The sequence below is a fragment of the Parvibaculum lavamentivorans DS-1 genome (genome assembly GCF_000017565.1).
GTDB classification, from domain to species: domain Bacteria; phylum Pseudomonadota; class Alphaproteobacteria; order Parvibaculales; family Parvibaculaceae; genus Parvibaculum; species Parvibaculum lavamentivorans.
On sequence record NC_009719.1, the window covers coordinates 2,468,498 to 2,485,387 of the forward strand.

Sequence of the window (16,890 nt, forward strand, 5' to 3'; positions counted from 1 at the left end):
TTTTCATTTCATACCTGATAACCCATGCTGCGGAGCTGCTGTTGCAGCGCGGCTATGCGCGTTGTGTCCGAGGGGTGTGTCGACATGAGTTCCGGCGGCGGGGCGGCGTTGCCGCGCTGAGCCGTCATGTTCTGCCAGAAGCGGAGCGACTGGCGCGGGTCGTAGCCGGCCTTCGCCATATAGGTGAGGCCAAGCCTGTCGGCCTCCAGTTCATGCGTGCGGGAATAAGGGAGCAGTACGCCGAATTGCAGGCCCGCGCCGAGCACGGCCGCGATGGTGCCCGCGCCGCCGACATCGCCTGCCTGTAGCGCCACCTGCGCCGCCTGCATGCCGATGCCCGACGCCACCTGCTGGCTGTATCGCTCCGCCGAATGGCGGGCGGCGACATGCGCGATTTCGTGGCCGAGAACGGTGGCGAGCTGGTCGTCGTTTTCCATCCGCTTGAAGATGCCTTCATAGAAGCCGACTTTGCCGCCGGGCAGTACGAAGGCATTGGCCTCATCGCCCTGAAAGACGGTGTATTCCCAGGCCTGGTTTTGAAGGCCCGCCGCCTGCACAAGACGCGGACCGGCCGTCTTCAGGCGGTTGTTCAAGGTCCGGTTCGTGGAAACTTTTTGCTGCTCGCGGATTTGGGACCACGCGGAGGCGGAGAGCTGGGTCATCTGCGCTTCGGAGACGAGCAGCAGTTGCTGCCTGCCCAATGCCGGATTGTCTACGCATCCCGAAAGCGCGACGATATAGCCGGCAGCCAAACCCTTCACGAGCTGGCGGCGGTTCAGTTCAATCGGCTTCTGGTCGAGAAATGTAAGATTGACGTCCATTCCGGCTCTCCCGTTCGGTAATAGCGGGTCAGTTTAGGACAGCGCCGCCTGGCTGTCAGCGGCACGCGTTAGATTAGAATTACTCTAAACTACCTTGCATATCTTTGTTTGCAGACTATATAAAAGTGCAGACAAGCCCCAGGATCGAACAAAGGAGGTGCGACGTGAAAGTAGATACAGGCATCGCAGCAAATGACCGGAGCGATATCGCGGAAGGATTGTCGCGCGTGCTCGCGGACACCTACACGCTATATCTCAAGACACATAACTACCACTGGAACGTAACAGGCCCGCAGTTCCGCTCGCTTCACCTCATGTTCGAGGAGCAGTATCAGGAGCTCTGGGCGGCGACGGACGAAATCGCGGAGCGTATCCGGGCGCTCGGCGCCTATGCCCCCGGCACCTATGCCGAATTCAGCAAGCTCACCTCGCTGCAGGAAGACAACAGCGTGCCCAGCGCCGATCAGATGGTGAAAAACCTGGTGAAGGGGCATGAGCAGGTCGTGAAGACGGCGCGCGATCTCTTCAAGGAGGCCGATGAAGCAGACGACGAGGTGACCGCCGATCTGATGGTGCAGCGGATGCAGGCGAGCGAGAAGAACGCCTGGATGCTGCACAGCCTTCTCGAATAGGCTGTAACCGTCCGTCATCAAATTTGATGCCGAAAGCGCCATGTTCGCGGATATGTTCCGCGGCATGGCGTTTTCTTTTTCTCCCTCTCTTGTCATTTTCGATTGCGACGGCGTGCTGGTCGATACCGAGACGGTGTCGAACCGGCTGCTTGTGCGCGTGCTGGCGGAAGATGGCTTCCATGTCAGCTATGAGGAATGCCGCCGGCTCTTTGTCGGCCGCACCATGCAGGCCGTGATGGAGCATGTGGAGGCGGCTATTGGCCGGTCATTGGGCGCGCATTGGCCCGCCTATATCCGCGAGGAAACGCTGAAGGCCTTTGGCGAAGGTATCGAGCCTGTCGCGGGGGCGGAAGAAGCCCTGCTGGCGTTGCGCGCGAAGGGCATTCCCTTCTGCGTCGCCTCGTCGGGCAAGTTCGAGAAGATGCGCTTCACGCTTGGTGCAACGGGACTGCTGCCGCTGGTGGAGGATGTTCTCTTCAGCGCGGAGCAGGTGGCGCGAGGCAAGCCCGCACCGGATCTCTTTCTCCATGCGGCGAAGGAAATGTGCCATGCGCCGGAAGCCTGTCTCGTGATCGAGGACAGCGTGCCCGGCGTGCAGGCGGCGGTGGCGGCGGGCATGCCGGTCGTCGGCTATGCGGGCGATCCACATACGGATGCAGCGGGCCTGAAAAGCGAAGGCGCCCATGTCATTCGCGACATGAGCGCCTTGCTCGATCTGCTTGCCGGCAATTAGGCCGCGCGCACCACGTCCAGTCCTTCGCCGGTCATCAGCCAGTGCGCGCATTCCGCGCCCAGCTTCTCCCGTGCGAGAGCCTCGTAGTTGGCGCATTCTTCTGCGCTCAGCACGTCGCGCCAGCGGCCGTTCGTACCCTTGTTGATGAAGGTGGAGGCGCCGCCTTCCCAGAGCAGGCCGCCGAGCGGTGCGCTCTTGTCCGCGTGTTTCTTCATGTAGTCGAAGGTGCAATGTTCGACGATCGCCGGCCAGCGCGTTTCGTCCACCTCAATGTCCAGAAATCTCGCGAGGCGGCGGATCTCGCCTTCCATGTCGCGTTTCATCATGTCGAAATGCATGAAGTGGATATTCGGGAGGTGGCGGATCGCCCACCAGCTCGAAACATTCTCCCAGAGAGACCAGAAGGGATAGCCGTCGCGCGCGACCCAATCGTTGAAATAAGTACGGACGTCCGTCGTGACGCGATCGAGTTTTTCGCCGACAAGGCCGGGCGTTTCGTTCAACGCCTCATAGAAGGCATCGTTCGCGTTGGCGTGGTGGTTGTACATGGACCAGAGCACGTCGCGCCCGTCGCGGCCGATATAGATGTATCTGGCCTTCGGCGAATAGACGAGTGCGTCCACAGGAAGATGCGTCTTGAGAAAACGGCGATGCGTCTGCGCATCCATCGTCGCCAGCTTCACTTCGGCGGGTGGTACACGCAGATCGAGCCAGGGCGACAGCTCGTTCACCGGCACATTCTCGGCGCCGTTGAAAATCAGTTGTCCGACGATCTGCTGCGTCCAGGTCGTTCCCGATTTCGCATAGGTCGAGATGATGATGTCGCCGTCGCGAAACCTGAAGTCGTTCCAGACGGTCGATTCAAAGTGATGGCTGTGCATTTCGCGGCGTTTTTTCGGCCACGCGATATCCGGCGTCGTCATCGTTCCCCCCGAAACGTATAGCGAGACGTCAATTTCGCCGGGAGATTATCCCTGCCCGGATGATCGGGGAAGTAGGGGAGGCACAAAAAACCGCCCGGAACTTGGCCCCGGGCGGTTGTTTTCGTGCTCGGCCGCTGTCCGTTCAGGCGGTTTCCGCCTGACGGGCACGCTCCACCGGGTCGGGACCGATGCCGGCCTTTTCGGCATCCTTGCCGGCAAGCCAGCGTTCGCTTTCGAGCGCCGCCATGCAGCCCATGCCAGCGGCAGTGACGGCCTGACGGTAGATGTCGTCCGTCACATCGCCCGCGGCGAAGACGCCGGGGATGCTGGTCGCGGTCGAGTCCGGCGCGGTCACGAGGTAGCCGCCGGCCTTGGTCTTCAACTGATCCTTGAAGAGTTCCGTGGCGGGCGAATGGCCGATCGCCATGAAGACGCCGTCGGCTTTCAGCTCGCGCGTCTCGCCGGTCTTCACATTCTTGATGCGCGCGCCGGTGACGCCGGGCGGGTTTTCGGTGCCGAGAATCTCGTCGATTGCCGAATCCCAGATCACTTCGATCTTCGGATGATTGAAGAGACGCTCCTGCATGACCTTTTCGGCGCGGAACGTGTCGCGGCGATGGATCACCGTCACCTTGGTGGCGAAGTTCGTGAGGAACAGCGCTTCCTCGACGGCCGAGTTGCCGCCGCCGACGACCAGCACTTCCTTGCCGCGATAAAAGAAACCATCGCAGGTGGCGCAGGCGGAGACGCCGAAGCCCTGGAATTTCTCTTCGGAGGGAATGCCGAGCCACTTCGCCTGTGCGCCCGTCGCGATGATGAGCGCGTCGGCCGTGTAGAGCGTGCCGCTGTCGCCCTTGAGCTCGAAGGGATGCTTCGAAAGGTCGGCGGAGACGATCGTGTCGGCCACCATCTCGGTGCCCATGTGGCGCGCCTGCGCTTCCATCTGCTCCATCAGCCAGGGGCCCTGAACGGCCTCGGCGAAGCCTGGATAGTTTTCGACATCGGTCGTGATGGTGAGCTGACCACCCGGCTGGATGCCCTGAATGAGCACCGGCTCAAGCATGGCGCGCGCGGCATAGATCGCGGCCGTGTAGCCGGCGGCGCCGCCGCCGACGATGAGGACTTTCGAGTGCTTCTTTTCCGACATGATGCTTCCGTTCGGCTTTACGCTTCGGGCGATGCGAGTGTGGGGTGGCGGGCCCGCCTGTCCACTATATAGGGACGGGGAGGGCCCGCCAAAAGGCAGCTTAGAGGGCCTCGGCGTGGGCGCCGAGATATTTGGCAACGCCGGCGGCGTCCGCCTTCATGCCTTCCTGGCCCTTCTGCCAGCCAGCGGGGCAGACTTCGCCATGTTCCTCGTGGAACTGCAGCGCATCGACCATGCGGAGCGCCTCGTCGGCGTTGCGGCCGAGCGGCAGGTCGTTGACGAGCTGGTGGCGGACCACGCCTTCGCGGTCGATCAGGAAGGTGCCGCGCAACGCCACGCCGTCCTTTTCGATCAGCACGTCATAGTCGCGCGCGATCTGCTTCGTCATGTCGGCCACCATCGGGAACTTGACCGGGCCGAGGCCGCCATCGTTCGGAGCGGTGTTGCGCCAGGCGGCATGCGTAAACTGGCTGTCGACGCTGACCGCGATCACCTTGACGTTCATCGCCTCAAACTTCGGCACGCGGTTCGAATAAGCGAGGATTTCCGAAGGGCAAACGAAGGTGAAGTCGAGCGGATAGAAGAAAACGAGCCCGTAAGAGCCGTTGAGATAATTGCGGAGATTGAAGTCCTCCACGATATCGCCATCCGGCAGGACGGCAGCGGCGGTGAAATCGGGGGCCTGTTTGCCTACGAGAACGGCCATTCGGGAAACTCCTTTGAACTGAATGGATGGGGCCGGTGATTTCCCGTTATTTAGACGCATTCTAAAACATATTCAAGGGAATTTGCTGCGCTGCGACAAAATAGCAGGGCAATAGATGGGGGTGGATGGTTCAGGGAACTCACAGGATTTAGGGAGATTCGGATGCGGTTGCCAGAGGGTTGAAGGCCCTTTTTGGCCTGTCGCCGCGCTGCCGCTATCCGCAGCTTTGACCGGGACATCTTTTCATTTGACCGTTCCGCCGTTTCCTCCCGTTTGCTTTTGTACGCCGGCGCGGCCTTGAGTAGGTTCCGGCACGCATCATCCGGACAAAAGGGGAATCACCATGGCCAGATCGCCTTTCCTGCTCGCCATCGGCGCTTCAGCCGTTGCAGGCGCTGCCTTGTTCGCGAGCGTTCCGCCGCAGGAGGCGAAGCCGTCGCAAGCCGAACTTGAAATATTGCTCGATCCGCGGCTGGTCGCGCAGAACCAGTGCGGGCGCGGGAGCAGGGAGCGCGCGGCTTTCTTCAAACCCTCATTTCAGCTGGCGCTGGCGGCCTCGGCGAGAGCGGCGACGAACGCCGCCGACGAAAAGCTGCCGCTCTGGCCGGGCCTCGGCGACCGTACGGTCCGGATCACGACCGCGAGCGAAGAGGCGCAGATTTATTTCGATCAGGGATTTGCACTGCTTTACGGCTTCAATCACTGGGAGGCGATCCGCGCGTTTCAGGAGGCGCAGCGGATCGATCCCGGTTGCGCCATGTGCTACTGGGGCGAGGCGAAGGCGCGCGGCCCCAACATCAATGCGCCGATGGATGCGGGTGAGGAAAATCCGGCGGTTGCCGCGATAAAAAAGGCGAAGGCGTTCGCGGGCAAGGCATCCGCGAAAGAGCGGGCGCTGATCGAGGCGCTGGCGCTGCGCTACGTGGCGGATGGCGAAGAGACCCGCGCGGAACTCGACAAGCGTTATGCGGAGGCCATGGAAAAAATTCACAAGCGCTATCCCGGCGACCAGGACATTGCGGTCCTCTACGCAGAAGCGCAGATGGATCTTTCGCCGTGGAATTACTGGGAGCGGGATCACAAGACGCCGAGGCCCCATATTGCCGGTGCGATTGCAGCGGTGGAAAGGGTTCTCGCCGCGAACCCGAACCATGCGGGCGCGATCCATCTCCAGATTCATCTGATGGAAGCCTCCGCGATGCCGGAGCGGGCGGAGAAAGGCGCGGGGCGTCTCGCCGATCTGATGCCGGGGGCGGGGCATCTCGTCCATATGCCGGGCCATATCTATTTCCGTGTCGGACGCTATCTCGACTCGCTCGAAACGAATGTGCGCGCGGTCGCGGTGGACGAAGCCTATCTGGCGAAGACGGAGGGGTCCCCCATCTATCGCTACGGCTATTACCCGCACAACGTCCATTTCGTTCTGGTCTCGGCGCAGATGGCGGGCGATGCGAAGACGGCGCTCGACTATGCGCGGAAGCTCGACGGGCTTATTCCCTTCGAAGCAGTGACTTCCGCTGCAATCGTGCAGCCCGTCAAGGTCGCGCCCTACTATGCCTATCTCGAATTCGGATCGGCGGATGACATCGCCAACATGCCGGAGCCGCCGGACAATCTTCCTTTCGTCAAGGGCATATGGCGCTATGTGCAGGGCGTGGCCGCTGTGCGCGCGGGCGATCTCGCGGCGGCGCGAACGGAAGCCGATGCCATAGCGGCGCTTCGGAGCGACGAAGCGCTGGCACCGCTCGCCGCCGCAAATGTGCCGGCGGGCAACATTCTGCTTCTCTCCGAAACGGTGCTGCGCGCCCGTATCGACCAGCGCGAGGGCGCGCTCGATGCCGCGCGCGCGAAGCTCGAAGAGGCGCTCGCGCTCCAGGACGGCCTCATCTATTCGGAGCCGCCTTACTGGTACTATCCGGTCGAGCAGACGCTTGGAGCGGTGTTGCTCGAAGCGGGCGACGCGGACGCGGCGGTGGCACGGTTTCGCGCCGCGCTGGTTCGTCACCCCAACAATGCGTGGTCGCTTTACGGGCTGATGAAGGCGCAGGAAGCCGCGGGCGACGGGGCGGTGAGCTATACGGCGGAACTGCTGCGCAAGGCCGCGTTCGATCCGGGCGCCATCACGCTCGACCGGCTGTAGAAAGACAAAAGCCACCGCATTGCGATTGCGGTGGCTTTTTTATCTCTCAAAACCCGAACATGTGATCGAGGCAGAAGCTCTTGTCGCCGTTGACCATGCCGTGGAAGCCGAAGAGGCGGCAGGTGGTGTCGCGGATGATCACATAGCCGGCGCCGCCCATGCGCTCGCGGTCTTCGCGGCTGAACATTTCCGACAGGCGCCAGTGGAAGGAGCCGCCGCAGGCGATTTCCACTTTCGTTTCCGCGACCGGTTTTCCTTCCGCATCATGCAGGATGAGCATGGTCGAGCTTTTCGGGTGCCAGGGCGTCGAGGCCGGGTAGATCAGGTGGCAGAGCGTATCGAGCGCGCCGTTCTCCAGCGCGGGGCCAGCCACGCGCAGGAAGAGGCGCGTCGTCAGCCCCGGCGGCTTGTTGGTGTAGCTCTGCGGTTCGTCCTTGTAGATGACGGCGGTGTTGTAGATATGCGCGCCGAAGATCGTTTCGGCGCGGTGGCCGCTCGATTTCTGCTCGAAGCGGCCGAGTGCGTGGAGCCAGCCATTGCCGTCGCCGCCGTCGCGGAAGTCGTAGAGGAATTCGACATGGCCGTAGCCTGAGGGAAGCTTCAGCGCTTCCTCCTTCATCCATGCCTCGATATCGACTTCCACGCTTTCGCGGCGCGGGATGCGGCCGAGAAATTTGGTGGAGACGATTTCGCCGGTTGCGTCGATCATCTCCGCGCGCAGCGGCATTTCGTGTTCGTCGCGCGCCATCGGCGTCGGCAGCATCACGGTTGCGAAGTGGTCGCGCGGCAGGATGGGCAGCGGCATGATGTAGCCCTTGCCCATATGTTTTTCGAGCTTGGCGATTTCCGGGTTCGGCTTCAGGTCTGTCCGTTCGACATTGGCATGCGCGATGCGGCGCTGGCCGCCTTCGCGCTTCACCTCATAACGCGGACGCACGAAATAGCGGCCTGCCACAACCTCGATCTGGTCCGGCCATTTGGCGTGTGGCAGCAGGCTCTCCACCGGAATGCCGCGCGTACCGAAGGGCGGGATTTCGTCCTCGTACCAGGAAACGTCCTGAGCGCCCATGATGTTGAGACCGACCGTGCGCGGTGGGATCGGCATCGGATGCGAATTCTGCACGAAGAGCGTCACGCGCTCGTCCGCGTCGCCGGCGGGCATGCCGGCATAATAATCCGCCGGCCAGGCATTCGCGTCGTGGCTGCAGGAGAGCGCCAGTCCGTTCTCGCCATACATGTCGAGTGCATATTTGACGACGTCGTGGCCCTTGATGCGCACGGCATGGATGAAGAGTGAGCCGGTGAAGTCATCGAGGCCGAAGCGGTTCCGCACTTCGGCGCTGTCGATGGCGAAGGGTGCGCCAGCGCACGGCAAGGTCTCTCGCCACTCTGCAAGCTGTTCGCCCTTTTCGCCGAAGAGGCAGAGCCAAAGCTCCGGATTATCCGCACCGTGGAGACCCCAGTAATTCGCGCTGGCGACGCGCGTGTGAATACCGTCGACGCCATTCGCCCCTTTCTTCTCGCGCATCAGCGCGAAGTTGGTGGCGAAGTTCAACGGGTCGAGATAGTTCGACTTGTTTGTGAGCATGTCGTCGGGCAGGCGAATATCGTCCAGCGTTGCGATGCGCGCGCCGTCCGGAAAGACATGAGAAATGGAGGGCAGCGTCTTCTGTGCGTCGAAGGCGAGGACCAGCACGGATTTGGCACGGCTGTTCTTCATCGCATTCACGGGCTGCGCGTCATGGCCCAGGAAGACCGCATCCAAATCCTCTATGCGCTGCACGAAATAGCCGGCGACATCGAGACGCGAGAGGTCGTAGTAAGCGTGGAAATTGCCGATTGTGCCGGAGGGATCGTAGATGGCGACGGGCCCCGCCTTGGCAAGGTCCGCGATCAGCGCATGGCCCTTCGGTGCGGTCAGCGGGTGGCCGAGCGCCTTGAAGAGCGTCGCACCACCGGCGTTGTTACCGGGCCGCCAGCCATGCGACAGGTCGGCATTCTTGAAGGTCTCGATAGCGAGCGTCATGCTTTATACCCTGGGCGCCTCGTCGCGCCGCGTTCTCAATAATTGTCTTGGGCGGCTTCGCGGGTGGCGCGAGAGCCGAACGGGTTGAGGCGCTTCAGCGTCGAGGTGAAGCGGTGACGGCGTTGCTCGTGTTGCACCACATCTTCATCGCGCACCCAGTTCATCTGGATGGCGCGGCGCTGGCCTTCGAAGGGCTCGTGGCCGTGCCAAGAATTGTCGGATCGTTTGAAGATGAGGAGGGTGCCGCCATTGGGCGAGACTTCCTCCACTGCGTCGTTCAGGTCGGTGCCGGAGCGCAGGATACGAAGCCGCCCGCCGCCTGCTTCCCAATCCTGATTGAGGTAGAGGAGCACGGTGATGATCTTCGACGGCGTATCAGTGTGGATCTTGCCGTTCGAGCGGCTGCAATAGCCGCGGATGGTGAACATGGTCGGCCGGCCGGAAAGATCGACGTTGAATTTTTCCTCGATGACTTTTTGGAATTCCGGTCCGTTCATCTCGGCGAGCAACTTGTCGAAGCTGCCATAGATGTCGAGTTCGCTCGGCGGGATCGAACCGGTGGAGTCGATCTTCGGAAAATCCGCGATCACGCTGTCGAGCGCCTTGCCCGTCACGAAGGCGGGAACGACGAGATATTCATAAGGTTCGGTCTTCAGCGGTGTTGCGCGCAGCGCGTCGATGTCGAGCAAGCTCATTGTGCCGTCTGCCTTGTTGTCGTGCCCGCTTCGTGTGGCGGGCGCTTTATATTGGCGATCTTGCGGAAGCGACCGGGCCGCTGGCAATGATCCAAATGTCGCGGCTGCCAATTGCCGCACGGATTAACCCTTTTCGGGTTGTGCCTTGTGCTTCTCAAGCCGCGCCGCTATGGCGCGCGCAATCTCATCGGTAGCATTTAATGGCTCGTACTCCCACCTTTCAAGCTGGCCGACAAAAGGCCGCGCCGCGCCCGTGGCGTAGACCGCATCCAGAAAACGGCGGAACTTCGGGGATTGGCCTTCGAGTTCGATCACATATACCGGCTTTCCGGTGAATGCCGCCTCGCCGACCATGTTGACGGAATCGCAGGTGACGACCACGGCGTCGGCAAGGCCGAGAAAGCCGAAATAGGGGTTGTCGCCCGTGCCGTCCCACATGAGCGCGGGGCGGCCCGCCAGTGCCTCGCGGATGATCCGCGACTGCGCCTCGCCGGTGCGGCGCGACGGCGTCACCATCAGCCCCGCGCCATAATGTTCTGTCAGTCCGGCAAGTTGTGCGCCAATCCGCGCGGCGACGGCTTCGGTCAGGCTGTATACGGAATTTGTGCCGCCCAGCAGTACGGCGACGCGCGGGCGGGGCAGGGAGGCGACTTCGGGCGCGAATTTTGCTGCTTCCGTCGCGAGCCGTTCGCGCGTCAGCCGGTGGGGCGAAACCACGGTCGACAGCACGTTCGGGCCTTCCAGCCGGTCATGGGCGGGTGCCCAGACGAAATCGAAATGCGACGGCGCCACGCGCGGGTCCTGCAGGATCGCTGTGAAGGTTTTGCCGCCGGATTTCCGCCGGATCATCCGCGCATAGGGGATGGACTGGCGGCCGGAAGCGATCAGCAGGTCCGGCCAGGGAGGGGCTATTTCCGGGTTCGGTTGGGCTGGGCCCCAAGGTGCCAGCCAACGCCAGGGCTTGCCTGGCGTCACGCGCTTTATCACAGGCGTTGCCCCCAGCGCCTCGGCGATACCGATGACCTGCGTTTCGAAACCGGCCATGCCGTTGGTCAGCACCCAGACGCTGAGGCCAGCCGCTGCGTGGCGGAAATGGGCGTCGGCGTCGCTTTTGGAGCCGGTTTCGGTCATATTCGTGCGCTATCGGGTAATTTTATTGCTGAATCGGGCTGGCATTCAGAGTAAGTAAAACGCCGCCATCCACAAGTCACGCCGGAACTATTCTCCGGCTTCTTCGGGGGACTGGGCCATGAAGCGGGCCAAGCTCGATCATATCGACCTGCAGATCCTCGCCGAGTTGCAGGCGGATGGGCGCATCACCAATGTCGACCTTGCCTCGCGTGTCGGCATTTCGGCGCCGCCTTGCCTCCGCCGGGTCCGGGCGCTGGAAAATGCCGGGCTGATCCGCGGCTATCACGCCGATCTCAATGGCCGCGCGCTCGGCTTCGAGGTGACGGTTTTCGCGATGGTCGGGCTTCACAGCCAGGCGGAAGCCGACCTCAAGGCGTTCGAGGCGGAAGTCGCGACATGGCCGCTGGTCCGCGAGTGCCACATGCTGAACGGCGAAATCGACTTCATATTGAAGTGTGTCGCGCCGGACCTCTCCACCTTCCAGAGCTTTCTCACCGAAAAACTTACGCCGGCTCCCAATGTCGCCAGCGTGCGCACCTCGCTCACCATCCGGCAGTCGAAACACCTGCCTGGAGTGCCCGTTGAAATGCTCGAAGAAGAGTAGAGGCGTTCAACCGAAGCTGATCTTCAGGATTTCGTAGCTCTTGCCGCCGCCGGGCGTCACGACTTCGACGCTGTCGCCGACCGATTTGCCGATCAGCGCGCGGGCGATGGGGGAGGTGATGGAAACGCGGCCCTGCTTCACGTCAGCTTCGATCTCGCCGACGATCTGGTAGCTAACTTCCTCTTCCGTGTCCTCGTCGACAAGCTTCACCGTCGCGCCGAACATCACTGTGTCGCCGGAGAGTTTCGAGACGTCGATGACTTCGGCGCGAGAAATCTTGTCCTCAAGCTCCGCCACACGGCTCTCATTCAGGCCCTGCTGCTCTTTCGCCGCGTGATACTCGGCATTTTCGCTGAGATCGCCATGCGCGCGCGCCTCGGAGATCGCCTTGATGATGCGCGGCCGCTCCACAGACTTAAGAAACCTGATCTCCTCTTCCAGGGACTTGTAGCCCTCGGAAGTCATTGGAACCTTTTCCATTTCTCTCGACGATCTCTCTTGGGTTTATCCGCCCTTGGCGGGTTTCGCCGGGCTTTGGCCTCGTGTCTTGATGAAAATCCCGCCGGGCTCCTTTCGGAGCCCCGAAGGCGGGACAACCATCCGATTGTGGGGAGCACGGCGGGGCAGGTCAAATGCGATTTGCGATGCCCGCCCGGATACGGGCCCGCCTGTCCTTAAATATAGGACTGGAGGGACGCGACTTCCAGTTGACCCTTGCGGATGGCGTCGATGCCTTCCACGGCCGCGCGGGCGCCCGCCACGGTCGTATAATAAGGCACCTTCATCATCAGGGCCGAACGGCGGAGCGACATCGAGTCGGAGAGCGCCTGGGCGCCTTCCGTGGTGTTGAAGACGAGGGCGACCTCGCCGTTCTTGATCGCGTCTACGATGTGCGGCCGGCCTTCGAGCACCTTGTTGATGGTGCCGACCTCAATGCCCTGTTCCGCGAGATAGCGCTGCGTGCCGCCCGTCGCGACCAGCTTGAAGCCCATGTCGAGGAGTTTCTTCGCGGGCGCCACGATCTTCGCCTTGTCGCTGTCCTTCACCGACACGAACACGGTGCCGGTCACCGGCACCTTGGTGCCGCCGCCGAGCTGGCTCTTGGCGAAGGCGACGGCGAAGCTCCTGTCGAGGCCCATTACTTCGCCGGTCGAGCGCATTTCCGGCCCGAGGATCGTATCGACGCCGGGGAAGCGCGCGAAGGGGAAGACCGCTTCCTTCACCGCGACGCGGCCATGCGCATCCGGCTTCAGGTTGAAGCTTGCAAGGCTTTCGCCCGCCATGACCTTGGCCGCAATCTTCGCCACCGGCTCGCCGATCACCTTTGCGACGAAGGGCACGGTGCGCGAGGCGCGCGGGTTCACTTCGAGCACATAGATCGTGCCGTCCTGGATCGCGTATTGCACGTTCATCAGCCCGCCGACATTCAGCGCCAGCGCCATGTCGCGCGTCTGACGTTCGATCTCGGCAATGGTTTCGCGTTTCAGCGAATAGGGCGGCAGCGAACAGGCGCTGTCGCCGGAATGAACGCCAGCTTCCTCGATATGCTCCATGATGCCGCAGATGACGACGTCCTTGCCGTCGCAGAGCGCATCGACGTCCACCTCGATGGCGTCGCGCAGATAGTAGTCGATCAACACAGGGCTCTTGCCGGACACGATCACCGCTTCGTTGATGTAGCGGTCGAGATGCGCCGCGTCGCGCACGATTTCCATGCCGCGGCCGCCCAGCACGTAGGAGGGGCGGATGACGACCGGGTAGCCGATGCGCTCGGCGATCATCTTCGCTTCGGCGGCGGAGCGCGCGATGCCGTTCGGCGGCTGCTTCAGGCCGAGCTTTTCGAGCAGCGCGGAGAAGCGGTCGCGATCTTCGGCGAGGTCGATGGCGTCGGGCGAGGTGCCGAGGATCGGCACCTTGGCGCGTTCGAGGTCGTTCGCGAGTTTCAGCGGCGTCTGCCCGCCGAACTGAACGATGACGCCGAGCAGTGTTCCCTTCGACATTTCAAGGTCGATCAGTTCCAGCACGTCTTCGGCGGTCAGCGGTTCGAAATAGAGCCGGTCGGACGTGTCGTAGTCGGTCGACACGGTTTCCGGGTTGCAGTTGACCATGATGCTTTCGATGCCGATTTCGGCGAGTGCGAAAGCCGCATGACAGCAGCAATAGTCGAATTCGATGCCCTGGCCGATGCGGTTCGGTCCGCCGCCGAGGATGATCGCCTTCTTGCGGCCGGAAGGATCGGCCTCGCAATCGGCCTTGCCGTCGAAATCGGTCTCATAGGTCGAATACATGTAGGGCGTCAGGCTTTCGAACTCGGCCGCGCAGGTATCGATGCGCTTGTAGACCGGGCGCACGCCCATCTCGCGCCGCGCCTTGCGCACGGCTTCCTCCTCGCTCCTTGCAAGTTCCGCGAGCCGCGCATCGGAAAATCCCATCGCCTTCAGGCGGCGCATTTCCGCTTTCGTCTGCGGCAGGCCTTTGCCACGCACTTCCGCTTCCGCGTCGATGAGGCCCTGCAATTGTTCGATGAACCAGGGATCGTAGGAGCAGGAGGCCTGTATCTGATCGTGGCTCATGCCCTCGCGCAGCGCCTGCGCGATCACGAGCAGGCGGTCCGGCGTCGGGCGGCCGAGCGCGGCGCGAATGGCGTTCTTGTCGTCGCCTTCGCCCATGCCGGGCACGGTCACTTCGTTGAGGCCGGTGAGGCCCGTTTCCATCGAGCGCAGCGCCTTCTGGAGCGACTCCTGGAAGGTGCGGCCGATGGCCATGGCTTCGCCGACGGATTTCATTGCCGTGCCGAGCAGCTTTTCGGCGCCCGCGAATTTCTCGAAGGCGAAGCGCGGAATTTTCGTGACAACATAGTCGATGGTCGGCTCGAAGCTCGCGGGCGTGACCTTGGTGATGTCGTTTCTGAGTTCGTCCAGCGTGTAGCCGACGGCGAGCCTTGCGGCGACCTTCGCGATCGGAAAGCCCGTCGCCTTGGAGGCGAGCGCCGAGGAGCGCGAGACGCGCGGGTTCATTTCGATGACGACGAGGCGGCCGTCCTTCGGGTTGACGGCGAACTGCACGTTGGAGCCGCCGGTCTCGACGCCGATCTCGCGCAGCACGGCGATGCTCGCGTTCCGCATCACCTGGTATTCCTTATCTGTCAGCGTCAGCGCGGGGGCGACCGTGATCGAGTCGCCGGTATGGACGCCCATCGGGTCGACGTTTTCGATGGAGCAGATGATGATGCAGTTGTCCGCCTTGTCGCGGACGACTTCCATCTCGTATTCCTTCCAGCCGAGCACGCTTTCCTCGACCAGCACTTCGTTCACCGGGCTCGCGTCGAGGCCGCTTTCGATGATGTCGGAAAATTCCTGCCGGTTATAGGCGATGCCGCCGCCCGTGCCGCCCATGGTGAAGGAGGGGCGGATGATCGCGGGCAGGCCGACGAACTCAAGCGCCGCAAGGGCTTCTTCCATATTGTGGGCGACGCGCGAGCGCGGGCTTTCGAGGCCGATGCGGTCCATCGCGTCGCGGAAGAGCTGGCGGTCTTCGGCCATCTCGATCGCTTCGCGCTTGGCGCCGATCATCTCGACGCCGAATTTTTCCAGCACGCCCATGTCGGCAAGCGCCAGCGCGGTGTTGAGCGCGGTCTGTCCGCCCATGGTCGGCAGCAGTGCGTCGGGCCGTTCCTTTTCGATGATCTTCGCGACGACTTCCGGCGTGATCGGCTCGATATAGGTCGCGTCCGCCAGCTCCGGGTCCGTCATGATCGTGGCGGGGTTCGAGTTCACCAGGATGATCCGGTAGCCCTCGTCCTTCAGCGCCTTGCAGGCCTGCGTGCCGGAGTAATCGAACTCGCACGCCTGCCCGATAATGATCGGCCCCGCGCCGATGATCATGATGCTTTTGATATCTGTACGTTTGGGCATGCTATCGGTTACCGGTAAGTGCTGAAGTGGTGTGACATTCGCTTTTGAACTGCGCCGCAGTAATCACTTCCCCTCCTCGATCAGCTTCACGAAGCGTTCGAAGAGGTAATGGGAGTCCATCGGGCCCGGCGAAGCTTCCGGGTGGTATTGCACGGAGAAGACGGGGCGGTCCTTCAGGCGGATGCCGCAATTCGAGCCGTCGAAGAGCGAGACATGCGTTTCCTCGACCGTGCCGGGCAGCGACTCGCGAGAGACGGCGAAGCCGTGGTTCATCGAGGTGATCTCGACCTTGCCGGTCGTGTAGTCCTTCACGGGATGGTTCGCGCCGTGATGGCCCTGATGCATCTTTTCGGTCTTCGCGCCCAAGGCCAGCGCAAGCATCTGGTGGCCGAGGCAGATGCCGAAGACGGGCTTGCCGCTCGCGACGAGCTTTTTGATTTCCGGCACGGCATATTCGCCGGTCGCGGCCGGGTCGCCCGGGCCGTTCGAGAGGAAGACGCCGTCGGGGTTCATCGCCAATATGTCTTCGGCCTTGGTCTCGGCGGGAACGACCGTCACCTCGCAGCCCGTGCTCGTCAGGCAGCGCAGGATGTTGCGCTTGATGCCGTAGTCGATGGCGACGACGCGGTGTTTCATCTCGTGGCCCGGCTCGTAGCCGCAGCCCCATCTCCAGCGCGCCTCGTTCCAGGTGTAGCTCTGGCCGCAGGTCACGTCCTTCACGAGGTCGAGGCCGACCATGCCGGGCCATTCGCGCGCCTTCGCGATTAGCGCCGGAATGTCGAACTTGCCGGAGGGATCATGCGCGATCAGCCCGTCGATCGAGCCCTTCTCGCGGATGCGCCGCGTCAGCGCGCGCGTGTCGAGGCCGGAAAGGCCGATGATGCCGCGCGTCTTCAGCCACTGATCGAGATGTTTCGCCGAGCGGTAATTGGAGGGGCTGGTGATGTCGGCCCGGATCACCATGCCGCGCACGCCGGACAGCGAGGCGAGGTTGGAGGTCTCGATGTCCTCGTCATTGGTGCCGACATTGCCGATATGGGGGAAGGTGAAGGTGATGATCTGGCCGGCATAGGAGGGGTCCGTCAGGATTTCCTGATAGCCCGTGATCGCCGTGTTGAAGCAGACCTCGCCGACCGCGTCGCCGACCGCGCCGATGCCGCGCCCTGGAAGCACCGTGCCATCCTTCAGAACGAGGAGGGCGGTCGGTGTCTCGGTCGCGGTCATGGGGCTACTCGTCGCGTTGATCGGTTTGTCGGAAGAAGGCGCACTCATGCCGATTCCTCCCCGGAACTTTGCGGGCCCTTGGGCGCGCGCCGTTCCGTGGCGGCTTTCGTCGACACCTTCATACTGGCAACTCCAGGGGAGGAAGGGTCCGCCATGACTTGGCGCGGCAAGAAATCCCGCGCGGCAGACTCAGT

General features: G+C 62.6%; 14 protein-coding genes. 4 read left to right on the forward strand and 10 right to left on the reverse strand.

Annotation, left to right across the window (positions count from 1 at the left end; genetic code table 11):
- Nucleotides 1-8: 8 nt before the first annotated feature.
- Nucleotides 9-821 (reverse strand): M48 family metallopeptidase, encoded by an 813-nt coding sequence (locus tag PLAV_RS11665; RefSeq protein ID WP_012111221.1) that lies wholly within the window; start codon nucleotides 819-821, stop codon nucleotides 9-11.
- A gap of 164 nt (nucleotides 822-985) precedes the next feature.
- Here PLAV_RS11665 and PLAV_RS11670 point away from each other — a divergent pair, with 164 nt between their 5' ends.
- Together PLAV_RS11670 and PLAV_RS11675 are read left to right on the forward strand one after the other, a co-directional pair.
- Nucleotides 986-1,453 carry a Dps family protein gene (locus tag PLAV_RS11670; protein ID WP_012111222.1) on the forward strand — a complete coding sequence of 156 codons (468 nt, stop codon included), beginning with the start codon at nucleotides 986-988 and terminating at the stop codon, nucleotides 1,451-1,453.
- Between the two features lie 40 nt (nucleotides 1,454-1,493).
- Nucleotides 1,494-2,186: an HAD family hydrolase gene (locus tag PLAV_RS11675; RefSeq protein ID WP_012111223.1), complete on the forward strand. Its 693-nt coding sequence runs from the start codon at nucleotides 1,494-1,496 to the stop codon at nucleotides 2,184-2,186.
- On the opposite strand, the gene PLAV_RS11680 is transcribed toward PLAV_RS11675, so the two are convergent.
- The 3 genes from PLAV_RS11680 to PLAV_RS11690 all read right to left on the reverse strand — a co-directional run bounded on the left by PLAV_RS11680 (nucleotide 2,183) and on the right by PLAV_RS11690 (nucleotide 4,962).
- Entirely contained in the window at nucleotides 2,183-3,109 is a 927-nt protein-coding gene (locus PLAV_RS11680) for a sulfotransferase domain-containing protein (RefSeq protein WP_012111224.1), read from the reverse strand. The two genes, PLAV_RS11675 and PLAV_RS11680, sit on opposite strands and share 4 nt — an antisense overlap.
- Before the next feature lie 142 nt (nucleotides 3,110-3,251).
- The gene (gene trxB / locus PLAV_RS11685) at nucleotides 3,252-4,256 is read right to left on the reverse strand and encodes a thioredoxin-disulfide reductase (protein ID WP_012111225.1); all 1,005 of its coding nucleotides are present in this window, start codon (nucleotides 4,254-4,256) and stop codon (nucleotides 3,252-3,254) included.
- A 100-nt stretch (nucleotides 4,257-4,356) separates the two neighbouring features.
- A complete protein-coding gene (locus PLAV_RS11690; RefSeq protein WP_012111226.1) occupies nucleotides 4,357-4,962 on the reverse strand; it encodes a peroxiredoxin in 606 nt (201 codons plus the stop codon).
- Between the two features lie 343 nt (nucleotides 4,963-5,305).
- Between PLAV_RS11690 and PLAV_RS11695 the strand changes: the two genes are divergently transcribed.
- Nucleotides 5,306-7,102 carry a tetratricopeptide repeat protein gene (locus PLAV_RS11695; protein ID WP_012111227.1) on the forward strand — a complete coding sequence of 599 codons (1,797 nt, stop codon included), beginning with the start codon at nucleotides 5,306-5,308 and terminating at the stop codon, nucleotides 7,100-7,102.
- A gap of 46 nt (nucleotides 7,103-7,148) precedes the next feature.
- Here PLAV_RS11695 and PLAV_RS11700 read toward each other — a convergent pair whose 3' ends face one another.
- The 3 genes from PLAV_RS11700 to PLAV_RS11710 all read right to left on the reverse strand — a co-directional run bounded on the left by PLAV_RS11700 (nucleotide 7,149) and on the right by PLAV_RS11710 (nucleotide 10,954).
- Nucleotides 7,149-9,128, reverse strand: coding sequence for a hypothetical protein (locus PLAV_RS11700; RefSeq protein ID WP_012111228.1), 1,980 nt, complete (start codon nucleotides 9,126-9,128; stop codon nucleotides 7,149-7,151).
- Between the two features lie 35 nt (nucleotides 9,129-9,163).
- Nucleotides 9,164-9,823 carry a 2OG-Fe(II) oxygenase family protein gene (locus PLAV_RS11705; protein ID WP_041535975.1) on the reverse strand — a complete coding sequence of 220 codons (660 nt, stop codon included), beginning with the start codon at nucleotides 9,821-9,823 and terminating at the stop codon, nucleotides 9,164-9,166.
- 123 nt (nucleotides 9,824-9,946) lie between these two features.
- Nucleotides 9,947-10,954, reverse strand: a complete 1,008-nt coding sequence (locus PLAV_RS11710) for a mitochondrial fission ELM1 family protein (protein ID WP_012111230.1) — start codon at nucleotides 10,952-10,954, stop codon at nucleotides 9,947-9,949.
- 118 nt (nucleotides 10,955-11,072) lie between these two features.
- Here PLAV_RS11710 and PLAV_RS11715 point away from each other — a divergent pair, with 118 nt between their 5' ends.
- Nucleotides 11,073-11,558, forward strand: a complete 486-nt coding sequence (locus PLAV_RS11715; protein WP_012111231.1) for an Lrp/AsnC family transcriptional regulator — start codon at nucleotides 11,073-11,075, stop codon at nucleotides 11,556-11,558.
- A gap of 6 nt (nucleotides 11,559-11,564) precedes the next feature.
- Here PLAV_RS11715 and greA read toward each other — a convergent pair whose 3' ends face one another.
- The 3 genes from greA to carA form a co-directional block, all read right to left on the reverse strand.
- Nucleotides 11,565-12,038, reverse strand: a complete 474-nt coding sequence (gene greA / locus PLAV_RS11720) for a transcription elongation factor GreA (RefSeq protein WP_041535976.1) — start codon at nucleotides 12,036-12,038, stop codon at nucleotides 11,565-11,567.
- A gap of 194 nt (nucleotides 12,039-12,232) precedes the next feature.
- Nucleotides 12,233-15,472 (reverse strand): carbamoyl-phosphate synthase large subunit, encoded by a 3,240-nt coding sequence (gene carB, locus PLAV_RS11725; protein ID WP_012111233.1) that lies wholly within the window; start codon nucleotides 15,470-15,472, stop codon nucleotides 12,233-12,235.
- Between the two features lie 63 nt (nucleotides 15,473-15,535).
- Nucleotides 15,536-16,744: a glutamine-hydrolyzing carbamoyl-phosphate synthase small subunit gene (carA, locus tag PLAV_RS11730; protein ID WP_012111234.1), complete on the reverse strand. Its 1,209-nt coding sequence runs from the start codon at nucleotides 16,742-16,744 to the stop codon at nucleotides 15,536-15,538.
- Between the last annotated feature and the right edge of the window lie 146 nt (nucleotides 16,745-16,890).

Bases quoted from the DNA above. Each gene is read 5' to 3' on its own strand.
- PLAV_RS11665 (WP_012111221.1), bottom strand. From the start codon at position 821: ATGGACGTCAATCTTACATTTCTCGACCAGAAGCCGATTGAACTGAAC.
- PLAV_RS11675 (WP_012111223.1), top strand. From the start codon at position 1,494: ATGTTCGCGGATATGTTCCGCGGCATGGCGTTTTCTTTTTCTCCCTCT.
- PLAV_RS11680 (WP_012111224.1), bottom strand. From the start codon at position 3,109: ATGACGACGCCGGATATCGCGTGGCCGAAAAAACGCCGCGAAATGCAC.
- trxB (WP_012111225.1), bottom strand. From the start codon at position 4,256: ATGTCGGAAAAGAAGCACTCGAAAGTCCTCATCGTCGGCGGCGGCGCC.
- PLAV_RS11690 (WP_012111226.1), bottom strand. From the start codon at position 4,962: ATGGCCGTTCTCGTAGGCAAACAGGCCCCCGATTTCACCGCCGCTGCC.
- PLAV_RS11695 (WP_012111227.1), top strand. From the start codon at position 5,306: ATGGCCAGATCGCCTTTCCTGCTCGCCATCGGCGCTTCAGCCGTTGCA.
- PLAV_RS11700 (WP_012111228.1), bottom strand. From the start codon at position 9,128: ATGACGCTCGCTATCGAGACCTTCAAGAATGCCGACCTGTCGCATGGC.
- PLAV_RS11705 (WP_041535975.1), bottom strand. From the start codon at position 9,823: ATGAGCTTGCTCGACATCGACGCGCTGCGCGCAACACCGCTGAAGACC.
- PLAV_RS11710 (WP_012111230.1), bottom strand. From the start codon at position 10,954: ATGACCGAAACCGGCTCCAAAAGCGACGCCGACGCCCATTTCCGCCAC.
- PLAV_RS11715 (WP_012111231.1), top strand. From the start codon at position 11,073: ATGAAGCGGGCCAAGCTCGATCATATCGACCTGCAGATCCTCGCCGAG.
- greA (WP_041535976.1), bottom strand. From the start codon at position 12,038: ATGGAAAAGGTTCCAATGACTTCCGAGGGCTACAAGTCCCTGGAAGAG.
- carB (WP_012111233.1), bottom strand. From the start codon at position 15,472: ATGCCCAAACGTACAGATATCAAAAGCATCATGATCATCGGCGCGGGG.
- carA (WP_012111234.1), bottom strand. From the start codon at position 16,744: ATGAGTGCGCCTTCTTCCGACAAACCGATCAACGCGACGAGTAGCCCC.